This window comes from Fibrobacter sp. (assembly GCF_045112255.1).
In the GTDB taxonomy this organism is placed as follows: Bacteria; Fibrobacterota; Fibrobacteria; order Fibrobacterales; family Fibrobacteraceae; genus Fibrobacter.
The window spans coordinates 24898-39902 of the sequence record NZ_JBGUHR010000128.1 but is presented as its reverse complement, the minus strand read 5'-3'; the positions used below and the strand labels follow the sequence as shown (position 1 = coordinate 39902).

Below are 15005 nucleotides of genomic sequence, written 5' to 3'. Positions count from 1 at the left end.
GTCCCATAAGTCCCATGACTTCATGGGACTTATGGGACACTCATTCATCCGGCGACGAATCGGGAGCGGTCCAAACGACGGAAAGTGGCGGATTATTGCGTCGCCATTCGTAGTCGCGTTCGCCCGCGATTCGTTTTCGTACTCGCTCATAGCCCAAAGAGCGCATGATGCTCGCAATGGCATTCGCATCCCGGCGTTTGAGGTACGAGTAATTTAGGCGCAGCGCTTGCTCCACGATGTTTTTTGTGGTCAAGAGCTCATTGGGGTAGAGCGCCACCCATTGGGATATTGTCTCCATCCATGGATCGACGGACATGTACTTGGAGTTTTCATCCTCTTGTAGCATTTCCACGCCCTCGTACATGACACCGTGATCCTTGTAGATTTCGCGTGCCTCGGCCCACAACTGAAGTAAGTCACGCTTCACGGCCTCTCTGTCGATGTAACCCACCTCCACGGGAGCCCATCGCCGATTGCCGGTGTTGTCGGTCAAAAATTCCTTGTCGTTTGTCGTGACAATGAAGACGCATCGGCGTGTGGCTATGCGTGCGGCTTCGACGAATTTTGGCACCCACGAATCTTTTTTACGTGTCATAAAGGCCTTGACGCCGTTCTGTTCGCGCTTGCTCATACCGCCGAGTTCTGGTATTTCCATGATTATCTTTTGGCGCAGTTCGCGTGCGATGTCTGCGTCCTTTTCGGTGAAGTCCACGTCCGAACACCAATCCTCGTTCAATGCGAGGATGCGTGTCAGTGAACTTTTGCCGGTCCCTTGCCGACCTATCAGAACGGGCGCGATGTCGGCCTTGCACCCGTTCGGCAAGGACGCACGCGCCCACAGCGCGGTGAACATGTAGAGCGCGACGCTGATAGTCCATTCTGATTCTTCAGCGCCGCAATACCTGCTAAAGAACGTCGATACCCGCGGTTTGTTGTCCCATTCCGGTATATTAGCGGCTAGGAAGTCGGCCATTGAATCGAATGTGTTTCGAGCGGCGAGCGCCTTAATCATATCAATAACGTCCTGCTTCTTTGGCGTTTTGAATCCACGGCGTTCGAGTTCGAGCCGCAATTCAGTAGCGAGCGCGTCTTGATATAGCGTCCACTCGCCCCCTGGCTTACGGCTCATCTCGCCAGCAGCGAAGGTGTCGAACCCGAACTCATAGCCGCAAAAGTCCGGATCGGCGAGCGCGATCTCAAGGGCTTGAAGACACGGCTTAATGTCGTGTGATTTTTCGTTCCAAAATGCTTGTAATGCCTGAACTGTCGTTTTGTCCTTCGTCCCTTGCTCCACGTTCGGGAAGGCATCGGCCTTCACTTCGACGTAGCCTTGTGACTTGCACCAATCAATGAAATCATTGGTTGTTTTGCCCTGGCAATGCGCGTGAAGGCACTTAAAGCCGCCTCGCTCATGCCCGTTTGTGCCAATAGGGAAGTAACATGTATCTGTGCCGTTTCCCTTGTCTGAGTGTTCGCTCTCCCACGGGCACGGGATGTAGAGCGTGCCATCCGCCGCGCGATCCCGAACGCGATTCGTGGCTATTAGCCAATCGGCAAGTGGATCGTTTGCCATGAACGATTCGCCGCGCACGCGTGATTTGCCCGCGCACACATTGCCGTAGGCGACTTCAATAAGCGAGCAGAACTTTTCGAGGTCATCTTTCTTTATTTCGTGCACGTCGCCGACGTTCCCGTTTGTCCACTCATAGCGGTCGCCTTTCGGATGAGTTCCCGCGCAGGCGAGCTGTTGCCCATCGCCGAGGATTTCGAGGATGTCGTTGCCTTCGTCGAGCGGATACCGACGCTTCGGGAAGCATTCCCGATTCGACAGCTGAAACAGGCATGCCCATCGATTTGAGCCACGTCGGCGCAATGGCGGATCGAAATGGAAGCACGAGCGAACGGCATCAAGCACATCGTTCGATGTTTTTTCGTCATCGCAATCGCAGTCGATGGCGATGAGCCCGCTACGTCCGAGACGGACGCCAAAGCCGTAATCGGGATCACTGCTCCACGCATCGAGGGATTCGTTCGCCTTTCGGTTTGTCCAATTTTTGAGCCCGACCGCCTCACCCTTATCGTTTTTCATCGACGGGATTTTGCCGCGTCCGTTCTGCATAGCCCGCGAACACGGTGACGATGGGACGTTTGGGTTACTCACGATGGGAACAACCCACGGCATTAGCGGCGATTTTGCCGCGCTGTCCCATTCTTCTTGTGTTGCTCCATAGCGCCTAACTGTGTCCATTGTCACCCCCCTTAGATATAACGAGCTCCCATACGGCCTTAATCGCGAAGTACTTCTCAACGGGAAGCCCTTTCTGTGCGTTATCGTTTGTCAATAGTCTTGTGATCGCCGGTCGTGATATACCTGTCACGTTCGCAAGCCATTCTTGTGTGTGTCCAGCTTGCAGGATTGCGCGGATCATTACCGACGCCGGAATGTATGCCATTTTTTCCTCCCTTGGGTAAAAGGGGAACGACGGCGAACCGTCTCCCCGTCAACGTCATGTTGTGGCAACATAACGCCCAAACAGGCTATTTGCAAGGGTTTTGAGAAAGAAAAAAAAAGTTTCGTCAATATCTTGACACAGAAATTTTAAGACCCTATAATGGCATCACAAACGACGGGAATGTATCCCGTCAACAAGCCGAAAAGGAGAAAAGGCAATGAACGTTATTTCAGCACAGAATCTTTTCAAAAACATCGAGTTCCAGGGACCGTGTGATCTCAATAACGACACAATCGGCAAGGTATTCCGCACGCGCGAGCTCCTTGAAACCATTTTGAAGCCTGAAAACGCGTCCAAATGCGAGCTTGACGCCGACGAAAATAGCGACTTTGCCAATCTTCTCAAAGACATCGCCATCGGTATGAACGTCGTCGATATGCTTGGGGATCGTGAAGCGTTTTACACGCCGATGATGGCGACGTGGAAGGCGATGAGCGAAGAGATCGACGAGTATTTCGACGCCTATGACGGGCTTAAAGCCGCCTATCAAGCGCTTTTAGATGCGGAAATCCGCTTTATGGAAGAATAACCCGCCGGGCACTTCGCCCGGTTTCACGCAGGAGAAAGCAAATGGACATCAATGTACACATTACTTTGGACGCGTCGGACAAGCTGGTGCATTTAATTCACGAACTCGCCTCGGTCGTATCCCATCGAACTGCTTACGATTCGTCAGCAGTTCCTGAGCCAGCGTCGAAATCCGAACCGGCTCCGAAATCTGATCCCGCACCTGAGCCTAAGCTCTACGGAGTCTATGCGATGGCTGAGAGTCTCGCGTCCAAACCGGAAAACGCTCCGAAATCTGGGCCAACAGCTGCTTACGATTTGTCAGCAGCTCCTGAGCCCGCTCCGAAATCTGAACCGGCTCCCCCGATGGCCCCCACACCGGCCCCCACACCGGCCCCCAAACCTGCTCCCACAACTGCTCCCACACCGGCTCCCACAACTGAGCCTGCTCAAAACGCCAAGGCGCTCACTATTGATGACGTTCGCCGCGTCTGCCTGCGTGCCACGAAGGCAGGCAAAACAAAGGTCGTTACGGACTTCCTCGACGCGCAAGGCGTGAAGAATCTGCCGGCGCTTGACCCAAGCCTGTACGATGCACTTGTGACGGTCGTGGAGGATAATCTATGACAAACCATTCATTATTATCGCCATCGACGGCTCACCGTTGGATGATCTGCCCCGGTTCGGTCGCGATGGGAATGACGCTCCCCGATGAGCCGAGCGATTATGCGCAGGAAGGAACGGTCGCCCATGCGCTCGCCGAGTCGATGCTGAATGGGACAAAATACGAAGTCCCCCCAGAGTACGACACAGCCGAATTGCGAGAGCACGTTCAGACCTACGTAGACTTCGTGACAATCCTTGGCGGATTGCGTGAAGTGGAAGTCGGTCTTGACCTCTCTCGCTGGCTCGGCCCCCATGGATTTGGGACTGCGGATGCCGTCGTGTGGTGCGGCACGGAGCTGTATGTTTGTGACCTGAAATACGGCATGACGTACGTGGATGCAGTTCACAATCCGCAGCTCACACTCTACGCAATGGGCTACCTCTCGCTCGTGCAAAAATTCGACTGCCTGACGAAAGTCCACCTGTGCATCGTGCAGCCACGTGTGCGTAGTGTCTCACAATGGGACTTGACGCCCGCTGAGCTTCGAGACTTTGCCGAGGTCATTCAGAAAAAGGCGCTCATTGCCAGGACAATGACAGAGCTTCCGGAGGATGAGTGGATTTGCGTCCCAAAAGAATCCGCGTGCCGTTATTGCCGCGCCCGGCATCAGTGCCCGAAACTCTTTGGGATCGCGAAGCTTGTCGCGAACTCCGATTCATCGGACTTGTCACCCGCTGACTTGTCCGGCGCTTATGGCTACATCGGGCTTGTTCGGCTATGGGCCGATTCTGTCGAAAAGGCCGTCTATGGGAAACTTCTACACGGCGAGCACGTGCCAGGATTGAAACTTGTGGAAGGACGAAAGGGAGTTCGCAAGTGGCGGTCGGAGGCGGCCGCAATAAAAGCGATTGAAGCCGCAGGCATCCAAGCGGATGTCTACGAACGAAAATTACTCTCACCCGCTAAGATGGAGAAACTGACGAAGGACAAAACGATCACGAAAGACCAATGGAGCGCACTCGCTCCCGAAATCATCCAAGAGACCACAAAACCGACTATTGCAGACGAAACGGACAAGCGGCCCGCTTATGAGCCGCAAGCACTTGATTACCCTAACATGGAGGAAAACACTAATGGCTAGAAAGACTGAGAGAGTATTTATTCGCAACGCACGTTTATCATTCCCGGCACTTGCCGAAAAGCGGGCTGTAATGAAAGGGGATGCCAAAGAGAAGTATATGGCGACTTTCATCCTTGACCGTGACAATCCGTGCGTGCTTCAGATACACGAAGCGACTGTTCGGCTTGCCACCGCTGCTTTCGGCGACAAGGCAAAGCAAGTCATGGCAAATACTGACAAGCTCCCATTGAAAAACGGCGACCGTAAGGAGCTCGAAGGATACGCGGGCAAGGTCTACATCAAGGCAACGAGCGACTACCGTCCTGACCTCGTGGACGCGAATCCGAAACACATCCTCACCGATCCCAAAGAGATCGCAGACAAATTCCAGGCGGGATACCGCGTCAACGGATTCATTGATCTGTTCGCATACGATTTTAACGGCATGAAAGGCATCTCGGCATCTCTCGTGTCTGTCCAGTTCGCCGGATACGACGAGGTATTCACAGGCGGCTCTAAGCCGAGCGCAGAGGCATATCCTGATTGCTCAGAGCAGGTCGCACAGAGCTCCGACATGGGGAGCGCGCCGAGCGGTGCAGACCTTTCGTTCAATCCTGAAGACTTTGACTCAGCATATTTGTATGGCTAATGGGGGCAACAATGAAAAGACCACAGAGAAAGGCTCGCCTGGTATATCTCATCGAATCGTGTGACACAAAACAGGAACAAGAACAGATAGCATACCCGTTACTTGACGAACTCGAAAGGCGAAATGAGCGCGACACGCCAAAAGACGGGCGGCTTCGTATCAGATTGTCTCGTGCATGTATTGAGTGGATTGACCGCCAGTCCTCCAAACAGAATATGACGCGTACTTCGTTCATGCAGAAAGTGATTGAATCACTCATGCAGATCAATCCGTAACTGACGGGCGGGCTAAATGCCCGCCTTTTCTATATGAAGGACTTATTATGATTCTATGGCTTGACCTTGAAACTTATTCTGAGACGCCGATAACTGACGGCGCGTACAAATACGCGGGAATGGCCAAAGTACTTCTTTTCTCGTATGCTATCGATGACGCGCCTGCGCGCGTTTGTGACGTGGCACACGGAGAGCCGCTCCCCGATGACGTAGAAGCGGCGCTGCGTGATCCATCGTGCACGCTTATAGCACACAACGCACAATTTGACCGAACCATTTTGAAAATGTACAGGCCCATTGTCGCTGATCCTCGCCGATGGAAGGACAGCATGATCAAGGCGTACTCCCTGTCGCTCCCTGGTAGCCTTGGCGATCTATGCACCTATTTTGGCCTCCCTGTGGACAAAGCGAAGGACAAAGAAGGAAAAGCGCTTATCCATAAATTCTGCGTTCCCCGAAAGTCCGTGTCCACGTTGTTTGACGATGCAGATGATCTCCAGTATTTGCCGTCATCGGATAACGAGGACTGGCAAAAATTTGTCAATTACGCACGCCTTGATGTGGAGGCCATGCGTGAGCTGTGGAAGCGAATGCCCGCGTGGAATGACACGCCGGAGTTTTGGGCCGAATGGCACATCGATCAAGACATCAACGACCGTGGTATGCAGATCGACACAGAATTGGCGCGTTGCGCTGTGGAGGCGTGCGCGGATGCCGCGAAGGCGAGCAATCGCCGAGTGCGAGAAATCACCAATGGCGCAGTGAACACTACCGGACAGCGTGACGCGCTTATTGAGTACCTTAACGCGAACGGCGTACCGTGCGACGACCTGAAAAAAGCCTCGCTTGAGGCGTTGCTCGATGACCCTTCACTGCCCGATGACGCGCGTGAACTGGTACTCGTTCGATGCCAAAGCGCGAAGGCGAGCGTTAAAAAGTACGACGCGCTTTTACGAAGTACCTGCTCAGACGGACGCTTGCGCGGATGCCTGCTTTTCTGTGGCGCTCAAAAAACAGGCCGATGGGCGGGAAGGCTATTCCAGCCGCAAAACTTGCCACGCGGTACGCTCACACCTGATCAGGCAGAGATTGCCATCGACGCGTTTAAGCACGGCATGGCGTCAACGCTCTACAACGACGTTCCGTCCGTTGCGGCGTCATGTCTGCGAGGTGCCATTATCGCGCCACCGGGCAAAAAGCTCGTTGTCGCCGACCTGTCCAATATCGAGGGACGTGTCTTGGCGTGGCTTGCCGGGGAACACTGGAAGCTAGATGCGTTTCGCGCCTACGATCGCGGCGAGGGAGTAGACTTGTACAAAGCGACGTACGCCCGAACGTTTGGCGTGAAACCGGAGGACGTTACGAAGAAGCAACGGCAAATAGGGAAGGTGCTAGAGCTCGCTATGGGATACATGGGCGGTGTGGGATCGTTCCTGGCATTTGCCACAATGTACGGTGTAGACCTAAAGGTGCTCGCCGGACACACGTACGAGGCGTTGCCAAAAAGCAAAATCTACGAAGCGCACGACCAATGGGATTTCTTTGCGAAAAAAGGCGCAACAAACGATTTGGACGAAGACACGTGGACGGCGCTCAATGCAATCAAACTGGCATGGCGTGACGCACATCCGGCAATCCGAAATTTTTGGCGCGAAACAGAACTTCGTGCCAGCGCCGCGTTTGATGCATCGCAGTTCGTCCCGCCTTCCACATATCCATGCACCTTCGCAAATACGACATTCGGCCTTGCGTGTCGTTTGCCGTCGGGCCGTATCATGGCATATCCGCGTGCGGGATCGGCCGAGGATGGCGAGCGCTGCCTGTTTAAGTACTACGCACCGTTAAAGGTGCGGAAAGGCTTCGCGATGAGCAAAACGCACGCGGGAAAGGTCGTGGAGAATATCACGCAGGCGACGGCGCGGGATGTCTTGGCGGCAAATCTCAAAAGCGTAGAGGACGTGGGATATAAGATCGTGCTATCCGTCCATGATGAGCTCATTACTGAGACGCCGGACACACCGGACTACAACGCCGACAAACTCGCCTCGCTCATGGCGACCGCTCCGAACTGGGCAGCGGATTTGCCGTTATCCGCAGCGGGATTCGAGGCCTATCGGTACAAGAAGGATTGAGACTAACGACGAAATTTTTTAATATTTTATTTTGACAACGAAAAAAGTGTCGTGGTAAAAGGTATTCAAGAACGGAGGGAAAACGGATTCCCTCCGATTGGCCGAAAAGGAGAAAAAGCCATGACGAAATCCGAACTTTTCAAACGCGCTCACATCATCGCCCGCATGACCGTGAAGGCCGCTGGTTCCTATCAGATCGCCTTTAGCTGCGCGCTCAAAGCCGTTTACGCCGGCACGTACAGCAAATTTGAGACAATGCTCAACGACCTCCGCAGCATCTTCACGGCCGCCGGCGCGAACTGGTATCTGTGCAACAATCTGCGTGACCACGTTGTGTACTTCAATCAAGTCCCCGCGGCCCTCGGCTATGATAAAGCCGAAGCCATTGGAGGCGCTTCCATTCGCATCGGTGACCGCCCGTCCCCTGCCCTTTGCCGCTTCGTGATTTGGGCCTATGCGAATAAAGCTACCGTTCGCGAAATCGCGAATGCCATTTCGGCCCGCAAGGCTATTCGCCGCGAATCCTTCGACGTCGAGGACATCCTCTCCCTTGGCGGTGGCGAAGCCGTCTATGCTCGCATTACGGGCTAATCAGAAAAAGGAGAAAAAACATGAGTGTTTTTGACGTGGATTGCATTAAGCTCATCGGCATTTATGATGGGAAAGGAGGAACCGATGAGATGTGACAACTGTGGAATGACGAACCACAAGAAAGCGCGGTACGTGCTCGATGAGCCTGACTTGCACGAAGAGTATTGCTCGGCTGAGTGTGCAATGCGCTCAAATGGGATTAAGTGCACGTCTGAGATGCTGTGTTGGGAGTGCGGCGCGGCTATTATCGACATGCCGTACACAGACGAATCCGGAGACTTGTACTGTTCGGCCGCTTGCGCCTTCGCCGCGAATAACATACGCTTTAATGGAGCGACAAAATGAGAGATTACATTGACGAATACTTTGAGACGGGCGCCTTGTCGCCGTCTGTCAACTTCGCGCTGTTCTGCATAGCCTTCATCCTCACGCTTGCCACGATCCTGTGGAAGCTCTCAAACATCATTGGGTAACCCTATGCAACGGCATTTGTGCGAGCGAGACATCGCCGCATATCTCATCAAGAAAACAACTGCACTCGGAGGCATTGCGAGAAAAGTCGCGTGGGAGGGACGCGCCAATGCCCCTGACTATTTAATCATGTGCAACGGGACAACGGCCTTCGTCGAAACAAAGGCACCGGGACGCAAAGCACGCCCCAATCAAATGCGCGAGTTTGAGGCCATGCGTGTGCATGGCGGCGCAACTGTTCACGTTGTGTCTACCTTCGCAGAGGTAGATGCTCTATTCACGGAGCTATTCACATGAAAAATTTTATCCCGAGAGACTATCAGTATTCCATCATTAACAGCATCGTCGATAACGACCGCTGCGCCATTTACGCCGGAATGGGAATGGGCAAGACATCCTCCACGCTTTGCGCCATTGAGTTCTTAAAGCTAACTGAAGGACTCGGCCCAGTGCTTGTGCTCGCTCCCCTGCGTGTTGCGGCGTCCACTTGGCCGCAAGAGGCGGAGAAGTGGGGGTTTGACCTTCGCGTCGTGCCAGTCGTTGGGAACGCAAAGGAGCGAGAGAAAGCTCTCGAAACGGATGCCGACGTGTACACGATGAACTACGAAAATATCCCCTGGCTTATCGACTACTACGATCCGCGTTGGCCTTTCAATATGATTGTCGCCGATGAAGCGACGCGGCTCAAAGGATTCCGCTATCGCGGAAAAGCCGTGCGCTCTAAGGCGCTCGCCCGCGTTGCGTTCAGATCGCGTCGCTTCGTGGAGCTTACAGGCACACCGGCTCCGAACGGTCTGCTAGACCTGTGGGGACAACTGTGGTTCTTAGACCGGGGAGCACGGCTTGGCCGATCGTACCATGCGTACGCATCCACGTACTTTCGGCCGAAACGTGTGGGACGCTCGCCTTTCGCGATTCAATACGTGCCTTTTGATTGGACGCAGGCAGCGGTTCAGGAAAAGATTGCGGACGTGTCTGTGAGCCTCAATGCGTCCGACTACTTCCCGATCGATACGCCGATCAATGTCACGATTCCCGTATCACTGCCACGGGAAGCGCGCGTCGTTTACGACAAGCTACAAAATGACTTTTTCGCGAAGATTGAAAACGCGGAGATCGAAGTAGCAAACGCGGCTGCGGCGACGATGAAGTGCCTTCAGGTCGCAAGTGGCTTCGTCTACCATGACAACGGCGCGGCCGCCTTATTGCATGACGCGAAAATTGAGGCGTTAAAGTCCATCATTGAGGAAGCGAACGGCGCGCCAGTCCTGGTTGCGTACCAATGGCAAGAGGATGCCAGGCGCATCATGGATGCAATTCCGGACGCTCGCCTTCTTGACAAGGACCCATCGACAATCGCTGCGTGGAACGCGGGCAAAATCTCCGTCCTGCTTGCGCACCCCGCAAGCGCCGGGCACGGCTTGAACCTTCAGGACGGCGGGAATATCCTGGTGTTCTTTTCGCTTTGGTGGAATCTCGAACACTACCAACAGATCATTGAGCGCATCGGGCCAACGCGGCAGCTGCAAGCCGGGCACCCTCGGCCTGTATTCATCTATCACATCATTACCACGAACACCTTGGACGAAACCGTTTTGAAGTGCATGGCGACAAAGGGCAAAGTTCAAGACCTGCTATTGGAGGCATTGGCAGATGGTAAGCGGCAGAAAACCGACAATTCTGATTGAGGGCAAGTCCTTCGCCGAAATCTCGAACGCGCACGGCATAAGCGAGTGCGCGCTCAGGCAGCGATGGCGGCCGGGAATCACTCTCGGCGAACTTTTGCGCAAGCGGCAACGCGGACGCCCAATTCATTACGTCAATGGTATCTCGCTTGGCGATTTGTCCAAGCGCTACGGCATCCCGTATCAGACGCTGTATTGGCGCTTCAAACACGGGATCAAAAACATAACGGTGGCGATACGAAAAAAGCGCGGTTAAAAGCCGCGCCACCCGAGAGAATGTAATTTATGCAACGCGTATAATACCGAAAAGGAGGACTCATGGCAAGTAGTTATTTAGGGCAAACAAACAAAAATGGCGTGACGTGCATCGCCGAGGAGTCGCTGCACATGTGCGCGCGGATCACGCTTCGTTGTCCATGCGGAAAGGAGTTCACAACCACACGCGTTCAGTTCACGTGCATCCGTGGATGCCCTGAGTGTCGAAAGTACATGGACTACACGGGCAGGCCTGTGGGTAGACCGCCTGAGCCCGATGACATCGACACAAAACAATTCAACCCTGCTGCGATATGGAAAAGAATTTGCCAAAGGCATTGGGATCGTGAAACAAACATTGATGAGATCGCCGAACGGCGCAAAGGGTGGAATCCATGAGCATCGACAGCATTGTGAATAAAGTGAACATCCACGGCGTGACATGTTTGTCGCAAAGCGGCGTGCGCATGAACGACACAGCTGAGTATAAGTGCGCGTGTGGCACAGTGTTCACGTCCATTGTTGGCGCGTTCAAGCGGATTCATGGATGCGAGGCTTGCCGCAAAGATGCCATCCGCGCATATCAGCGATTAGCGACTAATGCGGGATCCGCAATTCATAAGCTCGTTCCAAAAGAAAAGCGCCTCCCCCGTTTCACCGCTCTCGGCGTGTTCTCTCACACGTTACGTCGCATGGTCGGTGTACAGGCGATTAAGCTGGGCATCGAGCCGCCTGTCGTGGACTTCGATTTCGTGGAAGCCATCCTCGAAAACATTGGCCCTAAACCTACCGGCGACATCCAGTATGAGCTAAAGTTTGTGAATGCGACGGCTGAGCCCACGCCCGATAACTTTAGGTGGTCGCGAAGCATAAGCAAGGCGCAGATGCGCCGAATGAGCTCAATGTCTCCAGGGCTATCGACACAAATTATCCGTGAGCGCGCTTATACGCTGTCCGATGATGAGCTCGAGCGCGCGATGGCTTGTGGCATTACGCGCCTTCGAGCGAAAAACAGGGACTACTCTCACGACATCGGCCGAGAGTTCGGAGACTTCATCGTGACCAGCGTGGGGTACAAAGAGCGCTATACAGGCGTCGTGTACAGCATATATAATCTTAAGTGTAAGCGTTGCGGCGCTGTGAAGACCGTGTACGCGACGTTTGTGCACAAGGGACAATTGACTAAATGTAAGCATTGCGGATTGCCCTACCTAAATCGAGGTCGCAATTCCGCGTACTGCTTGTCCAACCCATACGGCCATTTTGGCGTTAGGTGGAAATCTGTGGAGAATCCAGGCATTGAGATGCGCTTGCTTATGGCGAATTTTTTAGGCGAGTTCACGGTCTTCTTTGGGCAACCAAGCTACATGGAAGCCCGCATTGACGCCGACTTGATCGGCATTAGAATAGGAGATTAAACACATGGCATTTGACGGTAAATCAGAACACTATTGCATGAACGGTATGGAAGCCATCGACGTGATTGAGGCATACGGCCTGAACTTCGCACTCGGGAACGCGGTGAAATACATTCTGCGTTGCGGACACAAGGGCGGCATGACCGATGCGGTCGCGGACCTCGAAAAAGCCCGCGCCTATCTCACAAGAGAGATCGAGCGCCGAAAGAGTGACAACGACCTATGCGGCCTCGCATCGCGTGAACAAGGAGACAGACAATGACGAAGAATGACTTACTTGAACTCGAATCCGTGATCCCGTTGTATTCCATGTGCGGTCTTTTGCGGGAACTCATTGACGAAGTTTTGTACGGTCTTCCCGATGATTCCAAAGAGTCCGTTCGGGCTTTGGAGGATGCCTTGAAAGCCGTCCTTGATACGCTTGACGCGCATCAGGCGTCAAAGCAACAAATATTCTTAGATGCGTGCGAGGACGGGAATGACTGAACGGGAAGCCCTGGAATTATTGCAGAAACATAATCGCTGGCGACGCGGCAACGATTCCGTGGAGATGGGGGATCCAAGAGCAATAGGGCTCGCCATCGACGTGGCTTGCCGCGTGCTCGCCGAACGCATGGAACACGAAAAGGAGAAAACCAATGACAGTACTAATCGACCACAACGCAAAGGCCGCCGAGTATGACCGCTTGGCGGACACCATCGCAAAAGACCTGATTCCGTGGAAGCAGGACGCGCCGCGCTTCGCATCCCAACTCATCCGCAATAATACTGTAAACTTGCTTATGATGATCGCGTCGATTTTCGATAAGCCGCTTGATGATATTCTCAAAGACCGCGATACCGTTGCCGAGCTTGCAAATGCCGGATTCTTTAGCGAAATAATGGAGAAAGTCCTTGAGCGCATCGATGTGCGATTCAACTACGCGCTCATCCTCGATGAGCCATTCACAGGGAACAAACTGAACAACTGGATCACGTCAATCCAGGCAGATTTTGTTCGGTGCGTGACCTACTTCATCTACGAAGGAGCGACACCGGATTGCTGTCGAAAGTACATTGACAAAAAGACGGACAAGAAACTCGTAGAGCTTCGCAAGACCATGACGCTCGATGACTTCTTAACACTATTGTCTCGAAGTCTTCATGTCCTGAACTACCTTCGTGCCAAGCTATTTACGCCGACGCTCGATGCGCTTGAATCCGAGCGCGTGAAAGCGTGCCAGGATGCGAACAAAAATCATTTTAATTCGATGGCGGCTGCCTTCGCCATGGCAAAACGATAAAGGAGGAATCAATATGAAGTGGCATTACGCAAATCTATCAGAGCTTCCGCAAACATGTAATCCGTGCCTTGTGGAAACTCCTGATGCCTACCGGATACTGTGGTATAGCAATGTGGACAAGCGGTGGTATTCGGACGCAGACAAACAAGGCTCAGATGATGACCCGTATAATTGTTTTAAGTGGGTATATATCGATGAAATTTTAGAAGCGATGACATGGAAGGAGGAAAAATGATGGAAAAGAATCTAGCGATTGAAATCAGCAAAAGGAAAATGGCATACCTTTACTACCGAAAGCGTGTATGCCGCTGTCTCACATCTCAAGTAGCCTCATTGGCAAGGTTAGCACACGGCATTCCAGGCACTAATCTGAGGTATGAAGAGTATCAGATATACCTTGACGATCTAAATAAGGTTTGGGCGAAGCTCAAAGAAAAAGAAACACTCGTGTATGATGCGATGATAACCGCCGGTGTTAAAGCCGTCGAAATAGATGATATAGTGCGGAAGATTGAGTCTTATCCCGTAGACGAATACGCAATATATGAAGCGTATCCAATCGCAATTGACCTTAGATGCCCATCATTGCAGGACAGGATTGAAGAAAACAAAAGGATAATTTGGACAATCGGAAATGACTCATAAGGAGACAAATCATGGAAAAAGAAAGAAAAATGTCATGTCATGACGCCAAAGAAACACTGCTTGATCTGTATGTGTGGTTTGAGTGTGATGGACGAAGAGAGGCAATGCCGGATGGCTAGAAAATAAGGAGGCGGACTATGCGAGCAACACATTTACTCGTTCCGAACCATATTGAGCCGGATGGCGGTGAACACTGCTGCATCTGCGGATGTCCAACAAGTGCGGCATTGAAAGGCCGAGACTATTTCGGCGACACGTTCCGCGATTACCGCGAGATGCAGAACAGGCTCTCTCCCTACATCTGCTCTATGTGCGCACTTTCGCTCAAAGACGTTCCAGGCGGCGTTGTGACTTACCTCGACGGAACAACCAAAACACCGCGCAGCGAAAAGCGCGGCCTAGGATGGCGTTTTTTCTCGTGGGTACTCGAAGAAGGAAAAGCGCCGATTGGCGCAACGAAGGCGCATTGTAAAGAGCTTCGTGACGTCATGGCCCATCCACCTGTCGAAAAGAAGTTCGCGATTATCATCGCGGACAGCGGTCAAAAACAACTTATTTATCGACTTGACGCGCAAGTCATTCCGTCTGGTGGCACTCCTTACCTGGTGCAATTCGAGACGGAACAAGTTCTTATCAACGCCGAGTTCTGGAAATTGCTCGGCATCGCGGACAGGATCGCGTCCGTCGTGGGAAAAATGCGCGTACTTGAGCCCGCCAATTATCTGTTTTTGCAAAAATGTATGGATGCCTACGGCGAAAGTTTTGCCGAGGATTATCTGTATTTTGCCCAACGAGAGGAAACGGCCACCGCTCGCTTGTGTGGTTTTCTCGCTTTGGCCGATAAGGAATCATAG

The 15005-nt window shown here is 52.9% G+C and carries 17 protein-coding genes; 16 read left to right on the top strand and 1 reads right to left on the bottom strand.

Annotated features, from left to right (window positions below; translation table 11 throughout):
- Window positions 1–40: 40 nt before the first annotated feature.
- Window positions 41–2119 (bottom strand): VapE domain-containing protein, encoded by a 2079-nt coding sequence (locus ACJMM9_RS16805; protein ID WP_405329593.1) that lies wholly within the window; start codon window positions 2117–2119, stop codon window positions 41–43.
- Between the two features lie 551 nt (window positions 2120–2670).
- On the opposite strand from ACJMM9_RS16805, the gene ACJMM9_RS16800 reads away from it, so the two are divergent.
- The 16 genes from ACJMM9_RS16800 to ACJMM9_RS16725 all read left to right on the top strand — a co-directional run bounded on the left by ACJMM9_RS16800 (window position 2671) and on the right by ACJMM9_RS16725 (window position 15005).
- Complete coding sequence (locus ACJMM9_RS16800) at window positions 2671–3042, top strand: hypothetical protein (protein ID WP_405329590.1); 372 nt, start codon at window positions 2671–2673, stop codon at window positions 3040–3042.
- 230 nt (window positions 3043–3272) lie between these two features.
- Window positions 3273–3647, top strand: coding sequence for a hypothetical protein (locus ACJMM9_RS16795; RefSeq protein ID WP_405329588.1), 375 nt, complete (start codon window positions 3273–3275; stop codon window positions 3645–3647).
- A complete protein-coding gene (locus tag ACJMM9_RS16790; protein WP_405329585.1) occupies window positions 3644–4768 on the top strand; it encodes a DUF2800 domain-containing protein in 1125 nt (374 codons plus the stop codon). The genes ACJMM9_RS16795 and ACJMM9_RS16790 overlap by 4 nt, the downstream gene beginning before the upstream one ends.
- Window positions 4761–5396, top strand: a complete 636-nt coding sequence (locus ACJMM9_RS16785) for an ssDNA-binding protein (protein ID WP_405329582.1) — start codon at window positions 4761–4763, stop codon at window positions 5394–5396. The genes ACJMM9_RS16790 and ACJMM9_RS16785 overlap by 8 nt, the downstream gene beginning before the upstream one ends.
- Before the next feature lie 11 nt (window positions 5397–5407).
- Window positions 5408–5671, top strand: a complete 264-nt coding sequence (locus tag ACJMM9_RS16780) for a hypothetical protein (protein ID WP_405329580.1) — start codon at window positions 5408–5410, stop codon at window positions 5669–5671.
- Between the two features lie 47 nt (window positions 5672–5718).
- Window positions 5719–7803, top strand: coding sequence for a DNA polymerase (locus ACJMM9_RS16775; RefSeq protein WP_405329577.1), 2085 nt, complete (start codon window positions 5719–5721; stop codon window positions 7801–7803).
- Between the two features lie 120 nt (window positions 7804–7923).
- Window positions 7924–8394, top strand: a complete 471-nt coding sequence (locus tag ACJMM9_RS16770) for a hypothetical protein (RefSeq protein ID WP_405329574.1) — start codon at window positions 7924–7926, stop codon at window positions 8392–8394.
- Window positions 8395–8735: 341 nt separating this feature from the next.
- Complete coding sequence (locus ACJMM9_RS16765) at window positions 8736–8867, top strand: hypothetical protein (RefSeq protein WP_405329571.1); 132 nt, start codon at window positions 8736–8738, stop codon at window positions 8865–8867.
- Window positions 8868–9158: 291 nt separating this feature from the next.
- Window positions 9159–10553: an SNF2-related protein gene (locus ACJMM9_RS16760; RefSeq protein ID WP_405329568.1), complete on the top strand. Its 1395-nt coding sequence runs from the start codon at window positions 9159–9161 to the stop codon at window positions 10551–10553.
- A complete protein-coding gene (locus ACJMM9_RS16755; protein ID WP_405329565.1) occupies window positions 10519–10806 on the top strand; it encodes a helix-turn-helix domain-containing protein in 288 nt (95 codons plus the stop codon). The genes ACJMM9_RS16760 and ACJMM9_RS16755 overlap by 35 nt, the downstream gene beginning before the upstream one ends.
- A 466-nt stretch (window positions 10807–11272) precedes the next feature.
- A complete protein-coding gene (locus tag ACJMM9_RS16750; RefSeq protein ID WP_405329562.1) occupies window positions 11273–12223 on the top strand; it encodes a hypothetical protein in 951 nt (316 codons plus the stop codon).
- Between the two features lie 4 nt (window positions 12224–12227).
- A complete protein-coding gene (locus ACJMM9_RS16745; protein ID WP_405329559.1) occupies window positions 12228–12485 on the top strand; it encodes a DUF3310 domain-containing protein in 258 nt (85 codons plus the stop codon).
- Window positions 12482–12709: a hypothetical protein gene (locus ACJMM9_RS16740; protein WP_405329556.1), complete on the top strand. Its 228-nt coding sequence runs from the start codon at window positions 12482–12484 to the stop codon at window positions 12707–12709. The genes ACJMM9_RS16745 and ACJMM9_RS16740 overlap by 4 nt, the downstream gene beginning before the upstream one ends.
- 152 nt (window positions 12710–12861) lie before the next feature.
- A complete protein-coding gene (locus tag ACJMM9_RS16735; protein ID WP_405329553.1) occupies window positions 12862–13506 on the top strand; it encodes a hypothetical protein in 645 nt (214 codons plus the stop codon).
- A gap of 231 nt (window positions 13507–13737) precedes the next feature.
- Complete coding sequence (locus tag ACJMM9_RS16730; protein ID WP_405329550.1) at window positions 13738–14151, top strand: hypothetical protein; 414 nt, start codon at window positions 13738–13740, stop codon at window positions 14149–14151.
- A 137-nt stretch (window positions 14152–14288) separates the two neighbouring features.
- Window positions 14289–15005 carry a hypothetical protein gene (locus ACJMM9_RS16725; protein WP_405329547.1) on the top strand — a complete coding sequence of 239 codons (717 nt, stop codon included), beginning with the start codon at window positions 14289–14291 and terminating at the stop codon, window positions 15003–15005.

Excerpts from the sequence above, each read along its gene's own strand:
- ACJMM9_RS16735 (WP_405329553.1), top strand. The coding sequence starts at position 12,862 with ATGACAGTACTAATCGACCACAACGCAAAGGCCGCCGAGTATGACCGC.
- ACJMM9_RS16755 (WP_405329565.1), top strand. The coding sequence starts at position 10,519 with ATGGTAAGCGGCAGAAAACCGACAATTCTGATTGAGGGCAAGTCCTTC.
- ACJMM9_RS16730 (WP_405329550.1), top strand. The coding sequence starts at position 13,738 with ATGATGGAAAAGAATCTAGCGATTGAAATCAGCAAAAGGAAAATGGCA.
- ACJMM9_RS16740 (WP_405329556.1), top strand. The coding sequence starts at position 12,482 with ATGACGAAGAATGACTTACTTGAACTCGAATCCGTGATCCCGTTGTAT.
- ACJMM9_RS16725 (WP_405329547.1), top strand. The coding sequence starts at position 14,289 with ATGCGAGCAACACATTTACTCGTTCCGAACCATATTGAGCCGGATGGC.
- ACJMM9_RS16780 (WP_405329580.1), top strand. The coding sequence starts at position 5,408 with ATGAAAAGACCACAGAGAAAGGCTCGCCTGGTATATCTCATCGAATCG.
- ACJMM9_RS16770 (WP_405329574.1), top strand. The coding sequence starts at position 7,924 with ATGACGAAATCCGAACTTTTCAAACGCGCTCACATCATCGCCCGCATG.
- ACJMM9_RS16795 (WP_405329588.1), top strand. The coding sequence starts at position 3,273 with ATGGCTGAGAGTCTCGCGTCCAAACCGGAAAACGCTCCGAAATCTGGG.
- ACJMM9_RS16775 (WP_405329577.1), top strand. The coding sequence starts at position 5,719 with ATGATTCTATGGCTTGACCTTGAAACTTATTCTGAGACGCCGATAACT.
- ACJMM9_RS16790 (WP_405329585.1), top strand. The coding sequence starts at position 3,644 with ATGACAAACCATTCATTATTATCGCCATCGACGGCTCACCGTTGGATG.
- ACJMM9_RS16760 (WP_405329568.1), top strand. The coding sequence starts at position 9,159 with ATGAAAAATTTTATCCCGAGAGACTATCAGTATTCCATCATTAACAGC.
- ACJMM9_RS16785 (WP_405329582.1), top strand. The coding sequence starts at position 4,761 with ATGGCTAGAAAGACTGAGAGAGTATTTATTCGCAACGCACGTTTATCA.
- ACJMM9_RS16800 (WP_405329590.1), top strand. The coding sequence starts at position 2,671 with ATGAACGTTATTTCAGCACAGAATCTTTTCAAAAACATCGAGTTCCAG.
- ACJMM9_RS16750 (WP_405329562.1), top strand. The coding sequence starts at position 11,273 with ATGAACGACACAGCTGAGTATAAGTGCGCGTGTGGCACAGTGTTCACG.
- ACJMM9_RS16805 (WP_405329593.1), bottom strand. The coding sequence starts at position 2,119 with ATGCAGAACGGACGCGGCAAAATCCCGTCGATGAAAAACGATAAGGGT.
- ACJMM9_RS16745 (WP_405329559.1), top strand. The coding sequence starts at position 12,228 with ATGGCATTTGACGGTAAATCAGAACACTATTGCATGAACGGTATGGAA.
- ACJMM9_RS16765 (WP_405329571.1), top strand. The coding sequence starts at position 8,736 with ATGAGAGATTACATTGACGAATACTTTGAGACGGGCGCCTTGTCGCCG.